The organism is Rhodoferax sp. WC2427 (assembly GCF_040822085.1).
Taxonomy (GTDB): Bacteria; Pseudomonadota; Gammaproteobacteria; order Burkholderiales; family Burkholderiaceae_C; genus Rhodoferax_B.
Genome location: NZ_CP162006.1, coordinates 4640718 through 4656398, shown reverse-complemented (window position 1 = coordinate 4656398; position 15681 = coordinate 4640718). Strand labels below are relative to the sequence as shown.

Here is a 15681-nt window from a genome sequence, read left to right as displayed (position 1 = left end):
GCGCAGCCGCCCATGCGCAGAACTGTGGCAGATTTGGCGTTTGGCCGGGACTATCATTCCCAACGCCGCTTTTGTCCTTGTCTTGAGAAAGAAATTGATGCCCGAAACAACAGTTTCACCCGCCGCCGCCCGCATTTCGGTGGTGATACCTGCTTATAACGCTGCTGGCTTCATCACCGATGCCCTGGACAGCATCGCCCGGCAAACCCTGCCCCCGGTGCAGGTGGTGGTGGTCAACGACGGCTCCAAGGACGCCACCAGCCAGGTGATCCGGGACTGGATGGCGCACAACACCACCGCCTTCACCGTGTGCCTGCACGACCAGACAAACAGCGGCATCTCGGCCACCCGCAACCAGGGCATCCGCCTGGCCACCGGCGACTGGATCGCCTTTCTGGATGCCGATGACATCTGGGAGCCGTTCCACCTTGCCACCCTGGTGGCCGCCCTGGCCCTGGTGCCCTCGGCCATTGCGGCCTATGGCGCGGGCCGCTTGTTTGCGGGCGACGTGCCCAATGAGCGCCTGTACGACGACTTCTGGGGCAACCCGTCCAAAAAATTCGGCATGCCGATTGCGGGCACCGCCTGCTACCGCATCGACGCCACCATCTTTCCCCGGCTGGTCAAGGGCAACTTTATCAAGCCCTCCAGCCTGGTGGTGGCGCGCGCGGCCATCGACACCGTGGGCGTGTTCAACGAAAGCCTGGGCACGGCCGAAGACCGCGAGTTTCTGGTGCGGCTGGTGCTGCTGGGCGACTTTGTCTACACCAGCGAATCCATCACCCGCTACCGCTGGCACGACGACAACGCCTCGCAGATCAAAAACGCCCAGCGCAATGCCGCCAACGGCCTGCGGGCCATCCAGATGGTGCGCGACAACCCGGCCCTGCATTTGAGCCCGGCCAACCGGGCCGCCTGCCTGGCAGAAATGCAGGCCTGCGCCAAAGACTACATGTACCTGTGCTGCCAGAAAGGCTGGCGCGACTACCGCGAAGGCCTGGCCTTCATCCGCCAGCTATCGGGCTGGGGCGGCGCGCTGCGGGTGCTGCACCCCAAGCACATCGCCCGCAGTCTATTGAAGCGTTCTTAGCCCCGGCAGTCCAGCCACAGCACCTCGTAGGGCGCCAGCGTCAGCCCGGCGTGCAAGTGGCACGTCTCGCCGGTCAGCAGGTCCACCGCGCTCTCGGGCTGGGCGCTGAAGACGATGGCCGGGCAGCTTTGCGGCTGCTCGCTGAAGTTGGCCAGCGCCAGCACATGCGCGCCCGGCGTGCCGCGCAAATAGCCCAGCACGCTGGGGTTGCCAGCCCGAAAACCGGTGAGATGGCCCCCGGCAAACTCGTCCAGCGAGGCACGCACCTCCACCATGCGGCGCAGGCCCTGGTAGATCTGGCCGGGCACGGTGTTCTTCTTGTTGCGCTGGGCGTACAGGCTCGGCACGCGGGCCGGGCGGTGCACCCAGCGGCTGTCCCCGGCCTTGGCGGGGTCGTTCAGGTAGCTGTTGTCGTTGGGCGTGCCGACTTCGTCGCCCAGGTAAATCAGCGGCATGCCGCCGGTGCTCAGGGCCACGCTGTGCAGCAGCAAAATGCGCGCCGGGGCCAGCGGGTCGCCTTGTTCGATACCCGTCAGCGACGCGCAGGTACCGCTGATGCGGCAGTCGCCGGTGGCCGGGTTGTCCTGGAACGGCACGCCCCGCGCAAAGCTGCCCTCGAAGCGGTTCACGTAGAAGCGGTTCAAAAACTGCCGGTGCGGAAAGCCGTGGATGCCCAGCTGGATGGCGTCTTCGTCGGCAAAGGTCCAGCCAATGTCGTCGTGGCTGCGCACGTAGTTGACCCAGCTGGTGTCGGGGTCGAGGTTGTGGCGCTGCTCCAGCGCCTGCTGCAGCAGGTTCACCTCGCGCGTGGCCAGGCTGTTCCACAGCAAAGCCATCTGCAGCGGGTTGTACGAGAGCTGGCACTCCTCGGGCGAGATGTACTTCACCACATCGTCCGGGTGCACGATGGCCTCGCTCTTGAACAGCATGCTGGGCGCGGCAATGCGCACCAGGGCGCTGAAGGCGCGGATCACCGTGTGCGCCTCGGGCAGGTTCTCGCACACCGTGCCCAGGCGTTTCCACACAAAGGCCACCGCGTCCATGCGCAAGATCTCGGTGCCCAGGTTGGCGATGGCCAGCATCTCGCCCGCCATGGCGGTAAACACGGCGGGGTTGCTGTAGTTCAGGTCCCACTGGAAACTGTTGAAGGTGGTCCAGACCCAGCGGCCATCGGGCAGCTGCGAGAACGCGCCGGGGTGCTGGTCGGGGAAGATTTCGCGCACGGTCTTGTCGTACGCGTCGGGCAGCGTGCGGTCGGGGAACAGGTAGTAAAAGTCGGCGTACTGCGGGTCGCCCGCCACCGCGCCCGTGGCCCAGGCGTGCTCGTCGGAGGTGTGGTTAAAAATGAAGTCCAGCACCAGGCTGATGCCCTCGGCGCGCAGCGCAGCGGCCAGGTTTTGCAGGTCTTCCATCTTGCCCAGGGCCGGGTTCACCTCGCGGTAGCTGCTGACCGCGTAGCCGCCGTCGCTGTTGCCGTCGGGGCACTTGAACAGCGGCATCAGGTGCAGATACGTCAGCCCCAGCTCCTTGAAGTAGGGAATCTGCTTCTGCAGGCCCTTGAGGTTGCCCGCGTACAGGTCCACGTAGCACACGCCGCCCAGCATCTTTTGCGACTGGAACCAGCGCGGGTTCTTCTCGCGCTGCACATCCAGTGCCTGCAAATCCGCGGGGCGGGCGTTCCAGGCATCAAAGGCCTTGGACAGCAGGTCCACCAAGAAGTCCAGAAAGTCCGGCCGCGCGCCGTACAGCGGGGCCAGCTCTTTCACCAGTTGCGGAAAGTGCGCGTCCAGCCTGGCCGCAAATGCGTTCCAGGCCTTGCGCGCCGCCTTGGCCTCGGGGCGGGCTTTGAGGGCGGCGACGACGTGCTGGTGGGCGAGTTGGGTTTGGTGTGCGACGGAAAGCATGGTGCGGCGAGTGGGTGGGTAGGTAAAGCTGCGGCGAGTGTACGGGAACCCGCCGTTCAAAGCGCTTTGAAGCAGAGGGATTTGAAGCCGGAATGGCCTGCCTGCGGCACAGGGAAAACACCAGTGTCGGTGCTAAGAATTTAAGAAAAATCGGCCTCTTGTGCTGATTCCAAGGGGGTAACCAGCTACTATAAATATAGCAACTGCCTGCATCTCGCCCTGCATTCGCCATACGGCACCCGGCCCGCCGTGCGTTGGAACCCGTGTTCGCGGTGATCGAACCTGCTCAGGCGCTTAGCGTGGTCAGCAACGTGACCAGTTCGTGCAGTGCGCTGAAGGGTTCTCCTCCAGATACAGCGGCTCGGTTTTGCTGCCCTCGGTCACGACCAGGATGCGGGCGTAACTGGCACGCTGCGCCTCTTTGCTTGTCTTGCGACGCAACTGCCGGTCTTTGGCCTGGTTGTCGCGCCCCATCAGCCCGTAACCCCCAAAGCCTGGTTGCGCATGAGCGGCAGCGCGCCGTAGCGCCCTTGCAGATAACCGCGCTCCAGCGCTTCGTTCTTGCGCGGGCTGAAGTCGGGCAACGGGTACAGCGACGAGCTTTGGTTCGGGTGCTTCTCCATAAACCAGACCTGGTCGCGCCGGAGCAGGCCGGGCCATCTCGCGGGCACTGGGCCGCACCCATCGACCACGCGGCGAGCTCAAAAAGGAGCTAACTGGCACTTGGAGCGGTCATGTCGCCGAACCATCAGGTGGACTGCCCCTGGCCGACTCCGGCATGTGGTGAACCAGCTGTCTGTGCGCGAGGAGCACCTGATGCTGGCGAAGGTGCTGCTGGAATCGCTCGGCATAGTCTCCTGTCACCGCAGCAATAACACTTTGTCGACTTGCCAGCGCGTCCCGCCACGCTGTGACGCGGGGAAGGTTCTCGAAGATCGGCTGCGATACCGTCGGCTCGAGGATGTCGAAATAGCGGAAAAGGGGCGCGAACACGGCATCGACCATGCCGAAGGCGGCACCGCCGAAATAGGGCCCTTCCACGAGCACCGTTTCCAGCTGCTGGAGCCTGTCCTGGAACGCCGCCTGCTTTGCATCTGCGGTCGGGCGATCCTTGGCGTTGAGGAACTGCCAGGCCTCGGCGAGGGTTGCCGTGCCGAACTCGATCCAGCCCCGCTGCCGGGCACGAGACAGTACATCGACAGGATATAACGCTGCGCCGCCCTGAGATTCCTCGAGATACTCGCAGATCACCATGCTTTCAAAGAGAACGGCATCCGGTCCATCCGCCTGGCTTACCTTGAGCAATGGCACCTTACCGGTTGGCGAAAGCGCCAGAAACCAGTCCGGCTTGGCCGCGAGATCGACATCGATCCTGGCGAACGACACGCCCTTTTCCAGAAGGACGATAGCCGCCCGTTGAACGAACGGGCATAGAGGGTGGCTGATGAGTGTCAATTGCGTTTGTGGCATAGGAATGCTCCTTGTAAATAAGAAGCCCCCCACGCATGTGGGGCGGGCGCATCGCGGCTGATTTACCCGTGTGGCTTCGAGAAATCCGGCCGAGGGTGATAGCTCAAAGGCTGGCAGAAAGAGTCGGCATGGGTGTGGTCCTTTAGATGTCGTCGGCAATCAGCCGTTAAGAGTGCGACCACCGTCAACGATGATTTCAGAGCCCACAGTCCATCGGGACTCGTCGCAAGCCAGATACAGCACCGCCTTGGCTACTTCCTCAGGCGTGCCGAAGCGACCAAACGGAATGCTTGCGGCAATGTCCTTGTTGAGCTGATCGCGATAGGCCTCAGGAATGCCCATCTTGTCGTACAGCGGCGTTTCAACCGGGCCAGGACTGACGGCGTTGACGCGAATGCCACGCGCTAGCAATTCACCCGAAAGCGTCTTCGACATGTTCAGAAATGCAGCCTTGGTTGCGGCATAGACCGATGAATGCGCCGCGCCAATGTGCGCGCTGACCGACGTATTGAGCACCACCGATGCGGGGTTTGCGAAAACAGGCAACAGTGCTTGGATCAGGAAGTAAGGCCCCTTGACGTTGATGTCGAACGAGCGATCGAACATTTCTTCCGTCCACGCTTCGATTGGCAACCAGACGGAGACGCCGGCGTTGAGAAAGGCGATGTCGAGCTGGCCATAGTGCGCCTGGACGGCTTGCGCCAACGTCTTCTGCGCGGCCACACTGGCTGAGTCGGCACGCAGTACCAGAACCTCGCTACCCAGTTCTGCCTGGGCCTTTGCGATGGAGTCCGGGTTGACACCGGTGACGATGACGCGTGCGCCTTCGGCGAGGAACTGCTTGGCCGTTTCCAGGCCAATGCCGCTGGTGCCGCCGGTGATGAGAGTACGTTTGCCTTGCAATCGGGACATGAAAGTTTTCCTGTAGGTTATTTATGGTCAGCCAACCTTGGCTGACCTGCCGTGGGGAGAACTATGCATTCATGCATTGAATTGGATAAGATCGTATATTTGAATATATTTCATGCTTCAATTGCATGAATCAAGGATTTCGCGTGGACCGTTTTTTGTGGATGACATGCTTCGCTCGTGCCGTTGAGACAGGCAGTTTCTCCGCTGCGGGCCGCGACCTGGGGCTAGGACAGCCAAACGTCAGCCGCTATGTGGCGGCACTGGAAGATCATCTGCAAACGCGGCTGCTGCACCGGTCAACGCGCAAGCTTGCCCTCACGCCCGAGGGGGAACGCTACTACGCGGAAGCACGGCGAATTCTTGACGCCGTGGACGAATCAGAGTCGTCATTCAGGGAGAACGTCAACCCCTCCGGATTGCTACGCGTCGCTTGTCCGACGGCGCTGGCCCACACATTCGTGTTGCCCCATGTGCCCACCTTCCTGGAACGCTATCCAGGGTTGGAGTTGGATCTCCAGATCAATGACCGCTATGTGAATCTGGTCGATGAGAGGGCTGAACTGGCGATTCGGATCGGGCATTTGGAAGACAGCGCACTGCGCGCGCGGCGGATAGGCTTGTTCGGACGCGTGTGCGTTGCCAGCAAGGGATATCTGGCTCAACGCGGAGTCCCCGGTACTCCCGATGATCTACGCGGGCACGATTGCGTGGTGTACACCTTGCTGTCGTCCGGTGCCACATGGCGTTTCCGGGATACCGAAGTTCCCGTCTCTGGCAGGCTTCGCGTCAACTCACCTGAAGCCATCCGCGAATCTGTCAATGCAGGGCTAGGGATCGGGCATGGGCCGGAATGGCTGTACGAGGAAGGGCTGAAAAACGGTAATTTGCAGTTGTTACTGACGGAATACGCCGCCCCGCCTGTTCCCATTCAAGTCATTTACGTTGCGAACAGACTTCTTCCGAAGCGGGCCATCGTATTCATGGATTTCATCGCCGAAGCGTTTTCAAAGGTTCCTGCACTCAACGCCCACCATGAGCTGCCTCTGGTTCGATAAGGGGGCTTTCGCTGTCTTCACCTTTGCGCCGTACAACACCGGATGGGTCGATGACAAAAATACGGCAGCTTGTGCATTGTGCGGGGTGGCTGCTGGTGGCCTACACGGCGTCCGCTGCATCCACATGTTCGCGGTAGACACGAGTGCTGACGATATGCCCTGCCCACTCGCCAGGGACGAAGTAGCGGCTGCGGGTAGCGGCCACGACCCAGGTGCTGCTGAACCGTGTCAACTTCTCCAATAGCAATCTGGGGCTGTGGGCATCCGTGGGCATCCGTGGGTACTGTCGGTGGAGTGGCTGGTTCCAGGTTTCGGCATTGCAAATGTCCCTACCCCAAATGCCCCGCCACCCGCTTCCCCAACAACGCCACGAGCTCCGACTGCATGAACTGGTAGTTGTCCGGTATATCCAGGCACACCACTTTCTTCCCGGATAGGTGCCGCTTGAACCGCTGGGTCAGCTGCGTGCGGTGCCGTTTCTCCATCACAAAGATGATGTCAGCCCACTCGACCTGGTCCGCGCTCAGCGGGCATTCGGCGTCGGGCGCCAGGCCGGCGGAGTCGGTTTCTACGCCCGGTACGGTGGAGAAAAATTGCTCCGCCGTGGGGCTGCGCAATCTATTGCGGCTGCAGATGAAGAGTACGCGGGGCATGGCGGGAGCTATATCCAAGGTTTAAAAAAAAAGAGCTGCCAGCGCAGATGGTACCTGCGCTGGCAGCTCTTATTGCGATAGCAACTGGGTTTGCGATTCCGGCGGCAACTGCGCTGGCACCGCCACTATCCATTGCGGGGCGATGGATCTCTTGCCGCAGCTGGCCGACGTGTTCCGACGTCGCAAACCCCTACTGCGGCACCAGCCCCGAAGCCTTTACCAGGTCGGCATGCAGCGCGATCTCCTGGGCGATGGTTTGCTGGAATTGCTCGGGGGTGGTGGGGGCCTGGTCCATGCCGATCTCATAGAGTTGTTTCTTCACGTCCTCGCTCTGCAGCAGGGCGTGCACCTGGCGGTTGAGCTGGTCCACCAGGGGGCGGGGCGTGCCAGCGGGAGCCAGCAGGCCGATCCAGGTCTGCATGACCATGTTGGGGATGCCTGCTTCGCGCATCGTGGGCACGTCGGCGATCAGTGCCGAGCGCTTGTCGCTCATCAGCGCCAGCGCGGTGAGCTTACCGGTCTTGAGGTAGGGCAGCGCCTCGGGCAGGGGCGCGAACAGCAGGTCTACGTTGCCGCCCAGCAGGTCGGTGATGGCCAGCGCGCCGCCTTTGTACGGTATGTGGGTCATGCGCACCTGCGCCCGGGTCTCGAACATCAGCGCGGCCAGGTGTTGGGGGCTGCCGTCGCCCGAGCTGGCGTAGTTCAGGCCCCCGGGCTTGGCCTTGGCGGCGGCCAAGAGCGCCGCTGCGCTGGAGAACTTTTGCTTGTCCTTGACCACCAGCACCATCGACTGGTTGGCCAGCTTGGTGATGGGTACGAAATCGGCCTGCGGGTCGTAAGGCAGCTCTTTGAAGATGCTTTTGTTGGTGGTCAGGAACGACGCGGGTGACGCCATCAAGGTGTAGCCGTCCGGCGCGGCCTTGGCCACGAACGGCAGGCCGATGCGGCCAGAGGCTCCGGCCCGGTTGTCCACCACGAAGGGCTGGCCGGTGACGGCGGCCAGCTTCTGGCCGACCAGGCGCGCAATGATGTCCACCCCACCACCCGCGGGCAGCGCCACAACGAGTTTCACCGGATGGTCGGGATAGGTGCCCTGGGCGCCAGCGGGCACCGCGGCCAGCAGGCCCAGCGCGCACGCCAGGAGGGAAATTTTGCGTCGAGTGTTCATGGATAGCTCCGGTGGTGGATTAGAAAGTACGGTCAAGAAGGAATCGATTCGCCGTGGCTGGCCGTGTGGGAAACCTCGGGCGCATCGGGCACCAGGCGGTCTAGGCGCAGGCGGGTGATGGCGGCGATTTCGCTGAGCGTGGTGGCCAGCTCGGTGTTGCGGTCGTGCCCCAGCCGCTGCTCGAAGGCCTGCAGGGCCGACTCCCGCGTGTGGCGGCGGATGCACAGAATGAACGGGAAGCCGAAGCGCGCCCGGTAGGCCCGGTTGAGGGCGCTCCAGCGCTCGGCATCCACGGTGTCCAGCCGCGCCAGCGCCAAGGTGCCCTGCTCGGCAACCGACGCATCGGTCATCAAACCCCGGCGGGCGTCGTCACCGGCCAGTTCCGGGTGTCCGGCATAGAAGGCGACGCGTGCGGGCTCGTCCAGAGCGGCCACCACCTCCACCATCGCGGTGTGCAGGGCATCGATGGTCGCAAAAGGGCGCTGGTCGACCACACCGCGTGCCACCCAGGGGGCGTGCTCCCAGATGTCGGCCAGGGTGGCGCAAAAGACCTCGGGTGCGCAGGTGTTGAGGTGTTCCAGGGTAGATCGTGTGCTCATGGAAACGGATCTTAGGGACGCAAATCATTGCCGTCCATCACCATTTTTGCAGTGCTGCATACGCAAAATTAGTACACTCTGCCGACACTTCTCAATACCCCTCCATGCGCCATTCCCTCGTTCCCGCCGGACTGCGCTACGCCGACCAGGTGGCGCGCTCGGGCTCCATCCAGAAGGCCGCGCGCGAGCTCCACGTGGCGGCTTCGGCCATCAACCGGCAGATCCTGCAACTGGAGGAAGAACTCGGCGTGCCTTTGTTCGAGCGGCTGCCGCGCGGCATGCGCTTGACGGCCTCGGGCGACGCACTCATCACGCTGGCGCGCCACTGGCTGCAAGACGAACGGGGGGTGGTCGCCGAGATCCGCCGCCTCCAGGGCGTCCACCAGGGCCATGTGTCGCTGGTGGCTATGGACAGCCATGCCACCAGCGTCATGCCCGCCCTGGTGCGGGATCTGGGTGCGCTGCATCCGCTGGTCAGCCTGTCCATCGCGCTGGCCACGCCCGACGATGCCGAGGCGGCACTGCTGACCGGCCAGGCCGACCTGGCCGCCATCTTCAACCTGAAGCCGCGCCGGGAACTGCTGGTGCTGTGGAAGAGCGCGTTGCCGCTGGGCTGCGTGGTGGCACCCGGCCACCCGCTGGCGCAGCGCGAGACGGTGAGTTTCCAGGAGGCCATGGCCCACCCGGTGGCGCTGCAGAGCAAGGCGCTGACGATCCGGCGGTATCTGGAGGCGCAGTACAGCTGGCTGTTCAAGGAACCGCGCCGCTATACCGAGACCAACTCGCTGCAGCTGGTCAAGCAGCTGGCACTGGGCGGCCACCATGTGGTGTTCACGTCCGAGCTGGACGTGGCATCGGAGCTGGCGTCCGGAACGCTGGTCTTCATCCCCATCCGGGACCGGGGGGCCGAACCCCAGGAAATCAGCGTGGCCGTGGATGCCACCAAGCCGCCCGGACCGGTGGTGAAGCTGGTGTCCGAGCGGCTCATCCAAGCGCTGCAGGACTGCCTGGCGGCGGCACGGGGGCAAGCTGCCTCCAAGGACTAGGGCAACGCTGAACAAGCCCCTCGCGGTCTGCGGCGTTGCAAATCCTCGCCATAGCCCAAGCTATGTCAGTGGTTTGCGCCTTGCATCCCATCCCGATCCAGGGCGCGCCGCCTCACGGGGACGCATGAAGCGTCGCCTTAGATCGAAAAAGGCCGCCAGCGCTTATTCCATAAGCACATGAAGCTCCTTTTCCGATAGCGCATATGCAGGGTTGCCCAAGCTTGCGCGCCGGAGTATCGTGGTGCCCGAACGCAGGATCCCATCCATGGAAGGAGGCGGAGCATGACCCATGCACTTCCCCAACTCACGGGGGGAATCTTCTTGAGCGACGGCGGCCTTGAGACCTCGCTCGTGTTCCTCGACAACATTGCATTGCCACACTTTGCGGCCTTTACGCTGCTGCAAGATGAGCTTGGCCAAGAGCGACTGAAAAGTTACTACGTTCCATACCTTGAACTCTGCGGTGAGATGCCAGGCGCTGGTTTCATACTGGAAACACCCACCTGGCGTGCCAGTTCCGACTGGGCCGCTCTCCTGGGCATCGATGCCACCCGCCTGAAAGCACTTAACACCCAGGCGGCGCAGATGATGTGCGCGATGCGTGCGCGCTGGGCTCCACGCCTCAGCGGGCCCATCGTTGTCAGCGGGGTCATAGGCCCGCGGGGCGACGGCTACGTTGCCGATGCCCCCACCAGTGTGGACGAAGCTGCCGATTACCACCTCCTGCAGGCGCAGGCGCTTGCCGCAGGCGGGGTCGACATGCTCGCCGGGGTCACGATGACCACAGCCGCCGAGGCCCTGGGCATTTCCATCGCGGCACGGCGGGTGGGTTTGCCCGTGGCCATCTCTTTCACGGTAGAAACCGACGGCCGATTGCCCAGCGGCGAATCGTTGGGTGATGCGATAGGGAAAGTGGACGCGTATGCGCCGCCAGCGTACTTTGCCATCAATTGCGCGCATCCGCGGCACTTCGAACATGCCTTGCCGGTGGGCGAGCCCTGGATTGCGCGCATCCAAGGTGTCCGTGCAAACGCCTCGACGAAGAGCCACGCTGAGCTCGATGACTCAACCGAACTGGACATAGGCGACCCTGAAGACCTGGCCCAACGGTACCGTGGACTCCAAGGTGCCTTGCCGCGGCTGAATGTACTGGGCGGCTGCTGCGGCACCGACTGGCGCCACCTGCGCGCCATACGCGATGCGTGGACCAGCCAGGCATTCTGAGCGCCCACCGCCACGACCTGGCCCCCTGTCCCCAAACGCATTCGAACCTTAGGGCAGGGCTGAACCAATCCCTCGCGGAGGCATATCTAGCGTCACCTCAGGAAAAAAGGGCCGCCAGCGCTTATTTCATCAGCGCTGGAAGCTCTTATTAAGATAGCGCCTTGGCCTGCGGCACCGGGGGCGATTTGCCCCGCAGTTTCGCCCCCATGCGCTTGAACCAGTGCTCCAAATCATCGATGTAGGTAAACACCGCAGGCACCACCAGCAAACTCAGCACCGTAGACGTGATCAGCCCGCCAATCACCGCCACCGACATCGGGCTGCGGAAGCTCGAATCCGCCGCGCCCCAGCCCAGCGCAATCGGCAGCATGCCCGCGCCCATGGCCAGGGTGGTCATGATGATGGGGCGGGCGCGTTTGTGGCAGGCGTCCAGCAGGGCCTCGACCCGCGTCATGCCATGGTCGCGGCGGGCCACGATGGCGTATTCCACCAGCAGGATGGAGTTCTTGGTGGCAATACCCATGAGCATGATCAGGCCGATCAGCGAGGGCATGGAGAAGCTCTTTTGCGCGACCAGCAGGCCCACGAAGGCCCCGCCCAGCGCCAGCGGCAGCGCGCACAGAATCGTCACCGGGTGCAAAAAGTCTTTGAACAGCAGCACCAGCACGATGTAGATGCACAGCACGCCCGTCAGCATGGCCAGGCCGAAGCTGGCAAACAGCTCGCCCATCACCTCGGCATCGCCAATTTCCACCACCTTCACGCCGGGCGGTAGCTGGGCCATGGCGGGCAGCTTTTGTACGGCTTCTTTCACGTCGCCCAGCGGCAGGCCCGAGAGCTCGATCTCGAAGTTGACGTTGCGGGTGCGGTCGTAGCGGCTGATGACGGCCGGGCCGCCGTTGGTCTCCAGCGTGGCCACCTGGCCCAGCATCACCGGGCCTTTGCTACCCGGCACGGCCAGGCGCTCCAGCACGCTGAGGTCTTTGCGGGCCGCGTCATCGAGCTTGACGACGATGGGCACCTGGCGCTGCGACAGGTTCAGCTTCGGTAACGAAATGTCGTAGTCGCCCAGCGTGGCAATGCGCAGCGTCTCGCCAATAGCGCTGCTGGTCACGCCCAGGTCGGCGGCGCGGGCAAAGTCGGGCCGCACTGCGATCTCGGGCCGGATCAGGCTGGCGCTGGACGCGACCTGGCCCAGACCCTGGATGGTGCGCAGGTCTTTCTCCACCGCCTGCGCGGCGGCCTGCAGGGCGACCGGGTCTTCGCCGGTGAGCACCAGCACGTATTTTTCGCCCGAGCCGCCCAGGCCGACCTTGCTGCGCACGCCGGGCAGCGGCTCCAGCGCGCTGCGGATGGCGTTTTCAATGCCCTGCTTGCGGGGCCGGTCGCCGCGCGGGCTGAGCTGGATGGTCAGCGTGGCCTTGCGCGCCTCGGCGGCCCCGGCCGGGGCAAACGGATCGCCGCCCGCGCTGCCGCCGCCGATGGTGGTGTAGATGCTTTGCACGTGCGCCACCTGGGCGATCAGCGTGCGGGCCTGCTCGGCGGCCACGCTGGTTTGTGCCAGGGTGGAGCCGGGCGGCAGCTCGAGATAGGCCTGGGTTTGCGAGTTGTCGTCGGGCGGGATGAAGCCGGTGGGCAGCAGCGGAATCAGCGCGATCGAGCCAAAGAAGAACACCGTGGCCCCCACCATGGTCAGCACCCGGTGCTTCAGGCACCAGGTGGCCCAGCGCATGTAGACGCGCATCCAGCCGGCGTCTTTTTCGGCCCCGACGATGGGCTTCAAAATGTAGGCCGCCATCATCGGCGTGAGCACCCGCGCCACCACCAGCGAGGCCACCACCGCCAGCGAGGCGGTCCAGCCAAACTGCTTGAAGAACTTGCCCGCAATGCCGCTCATGAAGGCGGTGGGCAAAAACACCGCCACCAGGGTAAAGGTGGTGGCCACCACGGCCAGGCCGATCTCGTCGGCCGCCTCCATGGCCGCCTGGTACGGGGTCTTGCCCATGCGCAGATGCCGCACGATGTTTTCCACCTCCACGATGGCGTCGTCCACCAAAATGCCCACCACCAGCGACAGCGCCAGCAGCGTGATCACGTTGACCGAAAAGCCCAGCAAATACATGCCGATGAAGGCCGGAATGACCGACAGCGGCAGCGCCACCGCCGACACCAGTGTGGCCCGCCAGTCGCGCAAAAACAGCCACACCACCACCACCGCCAGGATGGCGCCCTCGTACAGCAGGTGCATGGAGCCGGTGTATTCCTCTTCCACCGGGGTCACAAAGTTGAAGGACTCGGTGAGCTCCATGTCGGGGTGCTGCAGTTTGAGCTCGGCCAGCGCCTTTTGCACCGCCGCGCCCACCGCCACCTCGCTTTCGCCGCGGCTGCGCGCCACCTCGAAGCCCACCACCGGCTGGCCGTTGAGTAGCGCCGCAGAGCGTTGCTCGGCGACGGTGTCGGTCACGGTGGCCACCTGGTCGAGGCGGATGCGGCGGCCATCGGCCAGCGCCAGTTGCAATTGGCCCAGCTCCTGGGCGGTTTGCACCGTGGCCAGGGTGCGCACCGGTTGCTCGCCCACCCCCAGGTCGGCGCGGCCCCCGGCGCTGTCTAGCTGCACCAGCCGCAGCTGGCGCGAAATGTCGGCGGCGGTGGCGCCCAGCGCCTGCAGCTTGAGCGGGTCCAGCGCCACCTGCACCTCGCGGGTCACGCCGCCCACGCGGCTCACGGCCCCCACGCCGCGCACCGCCAGCAGCTTGCGGGTGACCTCAAAGTCGACAAACCACGACAGCGCCTCGGCGTCCAGCTTCGGGCTGCGGATGGTGAAGGCCAGCACCGGCTGGGCCGCCATGTCCACCTTGTTGACGATGGGGTCGCGTACGTCGCCCGGCAGGTCGCTGCGCACGCGGGCCACGGCAGAGCGCACGTCGTCCACCGCCTCCTGCACCGGCTTTTCCAGCCGGAACTCTGCCGTGACGGTGACGCTGCCGTCCTGCACCGAGGTGTAGATGTGCTTCAGGCCCTGCACCGTGGCGATGGAGTTCTCCAGCTTGCGGGCGACTTCGGTTTCCAGCTGGGCCGGGGCCGCGCCGGGCAGGCTGGCGGACACGGTGACCGTGGGCAGGTCGATGTCGGGGAAGTTCTGCACCTTCATGGCGTTGAAGGACAGCAGCCCGGCAAACGTCAGCAGCACAAACAGCATCACCGCCGGAATCGGGTTCTTGATGGACCAGGAGGAGACGTTCATGGTGTGGCTCCCTCACCCCAGCCCTCTCCCGCACGGCAGGAGAGGGGGCAAGACAGGACATCCGGGGAGGGCGCGATGCGGGCTCCTGCATGACGCCCTCGCCCCTTCGGGGAGAGGGATGGGGTGAGGGGCGGGCAGCCACCAGCATTTTCTAGGTTCAACATGTTTGCTCTTTATTTGCTAGCTGCTTGCGCTGGTGCAGAGGGCGCTGGGGACACATTCGGCTTGGATTCCTGCACCACCCGCACCAGATCGCCGTCGTTCAAAAAGCCCGCGCCGCTGGCCACCAGCACCGCATCGGGGGGCAAAGCGCTGGTGATCTCCAGCCGGTCGCCCAGCTGCCGTCCGGTTTGCACCTTGACCTGGGCCACCCGCTGGTCTTTGCCCACGCGGTAGACAAAGCTGAAGGCATCGCGCACCACCACGGCGGTTTGCGGCACGGTCAGCGCGGTCGTTTGGCCCAGCGCAAATGCGCCGCTGGCAAACATACCGGGCTTGAGATTCGACGCAGGCAAATCTACATACACCAGCCCCATGCGGGTTTGCGGGTCGACCGTGGGGGCCACCATGCGCACCTTGCCCTGCACCGGCGTGCCTTGGGCCGTGCGCACCTGGGCGATGGTGCCCACCTTGATGCGCTCCAGCTCCGCGGCGGTGACCTCGGCGCGCCACTCCAGCCGCCCCTGGCGCACCATGCGGAACAGCTCGGTGCCGCTGCCCAGCACCGCGCCCACGGTGGCGCTGCGGGCGCTGATGACCCCAAAGTCGGGGGCCCGCACCTGGGTGTGCTGCAGGCGCTGCTGCTGCACCACCAGCGTGGCGCGGGCGGCGGCCACCCGGGCTTTGGCCACCTGCTCGGTGGTCTGGTACTGGGTGATCTGCTGCTCGCTCAGGGCCCCGGTGGCCTGCAGCGTGCGGGCGCGGGCGGCGTTGCCGCTGGCATCCTGGGCATTGGCCTCGGCCTCCAGCACATTCGCCTTCGCCTGGGCCACATCGGCCTGCACGCTCTCGTCGGCAAAGGTGGCCAGCACCTGCCCGGCACGCACCACATCGCCCACATTGGCGCGTACTTCCAGCAGGCGCAGGCCGCTGGCTTCGCTGCCGATGCTGGCCTCTTGCCAGGCCGCCACGTTGCCGTTGGCGCTGAGCTGTACCGCCCAGGGGCTGCGCTGCGGCTGCACGGTGGTGACGGTGAGCGCGGGCTTGGGCGCAGCGGCCTGGGCCTTGTCCGCGGCTTGAGAATTTATAGAAAAAAGGCCGATGGCGCTGATGGACAGGGCGAGAGCAGCTACGGAATAAATAGCATTTTTGTGCAT

General features: G+C 64.4%; 14 protein-coding genes. 4 read left to right on the top strand and 10 right to left on the bottom strand.

Annotation, left to right across the window (positions count from 1 at the left end; all coding sequences use genetic code 11):
• The first annotated feature begins 97 nt into the window (after positions 1-97).
• Positions 98-1090: a glycosyltransferase family 2 protein gene (locus AB3G31_RS21680; protein ID WP_367848109.1), complete on the top strand. Its 993-nt coding sequence runs from the start codon at positions 98-100 to the stop codon at positions 1088-1090.
• On the opposite strand, the gene AB3G31_RS21675 is transcribed toward AB3G31_RS21680, so the two are convergent.
• From AB3G31_RS21675 to AB3G31_RS21655, 5 genes are all read right to left on the bottom strand, one after another.
• Positions 1087-2994: an alpha-amylase family glycosyl hydrolase gene (locus tag AB3G31_RS21675; RefSeq protein ID WP_367848108.1), complete on the bottom strand. Its 1908-nt coding sequence runs from the start codon at positions 2992-2994 to the stop codon at positions 1087-1089. The genes AB3G31_RS21680 and AB3G31_RS21675 overlap by 4 nt on opposite strands.
• A gap of 303 nt (positions 2995-3297) precedes the next feature.
• The gene (locus tag AB3G31_RS21670; protein WP_367848107.1) at positions 3298-3468 is read right to left on the bottom strand and encodes a hypothetical protein; all 171 of its coding nucleotides are present in this window, start codon (positions 3466-3468) and stop codon (positions 3298-3300) included.
• Positions 3468-3617: a hypothetical protein gene (locus AB3G31_RS21665; protein WP_367848106.1), complete on the bottom strand. Its 150-nt coding sequence runs from the start codon at positions 3615-3617 to the stop codon at positions 3468-3470. The genes AB3G31_RS21670 and AB3G31_RS21665 overlap by 1 nt, the downstream gene beginning before the upstream one ends.
• Positions 3618-3726: 109 nt before the next feature.
• A complete protein-coding gene (locus AB3G31_RS21660; protein WP_367848105.1) occupies positions 3727-4464 on the bottom strand; it encodes a glutathione S-transferase family protein in 738 nt (245 codons plus the stop codon).
• Positions 4465-4623: 159 nt separating this feature from the next.
• Positions 4624-5376 carry an SDR family oxidoreductase gene (locus tag AB3G31_RS21655; protein ID WP_367848104.1) on the bottom strand — a complete coding sequence of 251 codons (753 nt, stop codon included), beginning with the start codon at positions 5374-5376 and terminating at the stop codon, positions 4624-4626.
• A gap of 143 nt (positions 5377-5519) precedes the next feature.
• Between AB3G31_RS21655 and AB3G31_RS21650 the strand changes: the two genes are divergently transcribed.
• On the top strand, positions 5520-6431 hold the full coding sequence (locus AB3G31_RS21650) for a LysR family transcriptional regulator (RefSeq protein ID WP_367848103.1): 912 nt from the start codon (positions 5520-5522) through the stop codon (positions 6429-6431).
• Positions 6432-6760: 329 nt separating this feature from the next.
• Here the strand turns inward: AB3G31_RS21650 and AB3G31_RS21645 are convergent, their stop codons facing one another.
• The 3 genes from AB3G31_RS21645 to uraD form a co-directional block, all read right to left on the bottom strand.
• Entirely contained in the window at positions 6761-7084 is a 324-nt protein-coding gene (locus tag AB3G31_RS21645; RefSeq protein ID WP_367848102.1) for a low molecular weight protein tyrosine phosphatase family protein, read from the bottom strand.
• Positions 7085-7274: 190 nt separating this feature from the next.
• Positions 7275-8252, bottom strand: coding sequence for a Bug family tripartite tricarboxylate transporter substrate binding protein (locus tag AB3G31_RS21640; protein ID WP_367848101.1), 978 nt, complete (start codon positions 8250-8252; stop codon positions 7275-7277).
• Between the two features lie 32 nt (positions 8253-8284).
• Positions 8285-8851, bottom strand: coding sequence for a 2-oxo-4-hydroxy-4-carboxy-5-ureidoimidazoline decarboxylase (gene uraD / locus AB3G31_RS21635; protein WP_367848100.1), 567 nt, complete (start codon positions 8849-8851; stop codon positions 8285-8287).
• 104 nt (positions 8852-8955) lie between these two features.
• Here uraD and AB3G31_RS21630 point away from each other — a divergent pair, with 104 nt between their 5' ends.
• Together AB3G31_RS21630 and AB3G31_RS21625 are read left to right on the top strand one after the other, a co-directional pair.
• Positions 8956-9897, top strand: a complete 942-nt coding sequence (locus AB3G31_RS21630; RefSeq protein ID WP_367848099.1) for a LysR family transcriptional regulator — start codon at positions 8956-8958, stop codon at positions 9895-9897.
• Between the two features lie 282 nt (positions 9898-10179).
• Positions 10180-11121, top strand: a complete 942-nt coding sequence (locus AB3G31_RS21625; protein WP_367848098.1) for a homocysteine S-methyltransferase family protein — start codon at positions 10180-10182, stop codon at positions 11119-11121.
• A gap of 148 nt (positions 11122-11269) precedes the next feature.
• Here the strand turns inward: AB3G31_RS21625 and AB3G31_RS21620 are convergent, their stop codons facing one another.
• Positions 11270-14365 carry an efflux RND transporter permease subunit gene (locus AB3G31_RS21620; RefSeq protein WP_367848097.1) on the bottom strand — a complete coding sequence of 1032 codons (3096 nt, stop codon included), beginning with the start codon at positions 14363-14365 and terminating at the stop codon, positions 11270-11272.
• Between the two features lie 173 nt (positions 14366-14538).
• A complete protein-coding gene (locus AB3G31_RS21615) occupies positions 14539-15681 on the bottom strand; it encodes an efflux RND transporter periplasmic adaptor subunit (protein ID WP_367848096.1) in 1143 nt (380 codons plus the stop codon).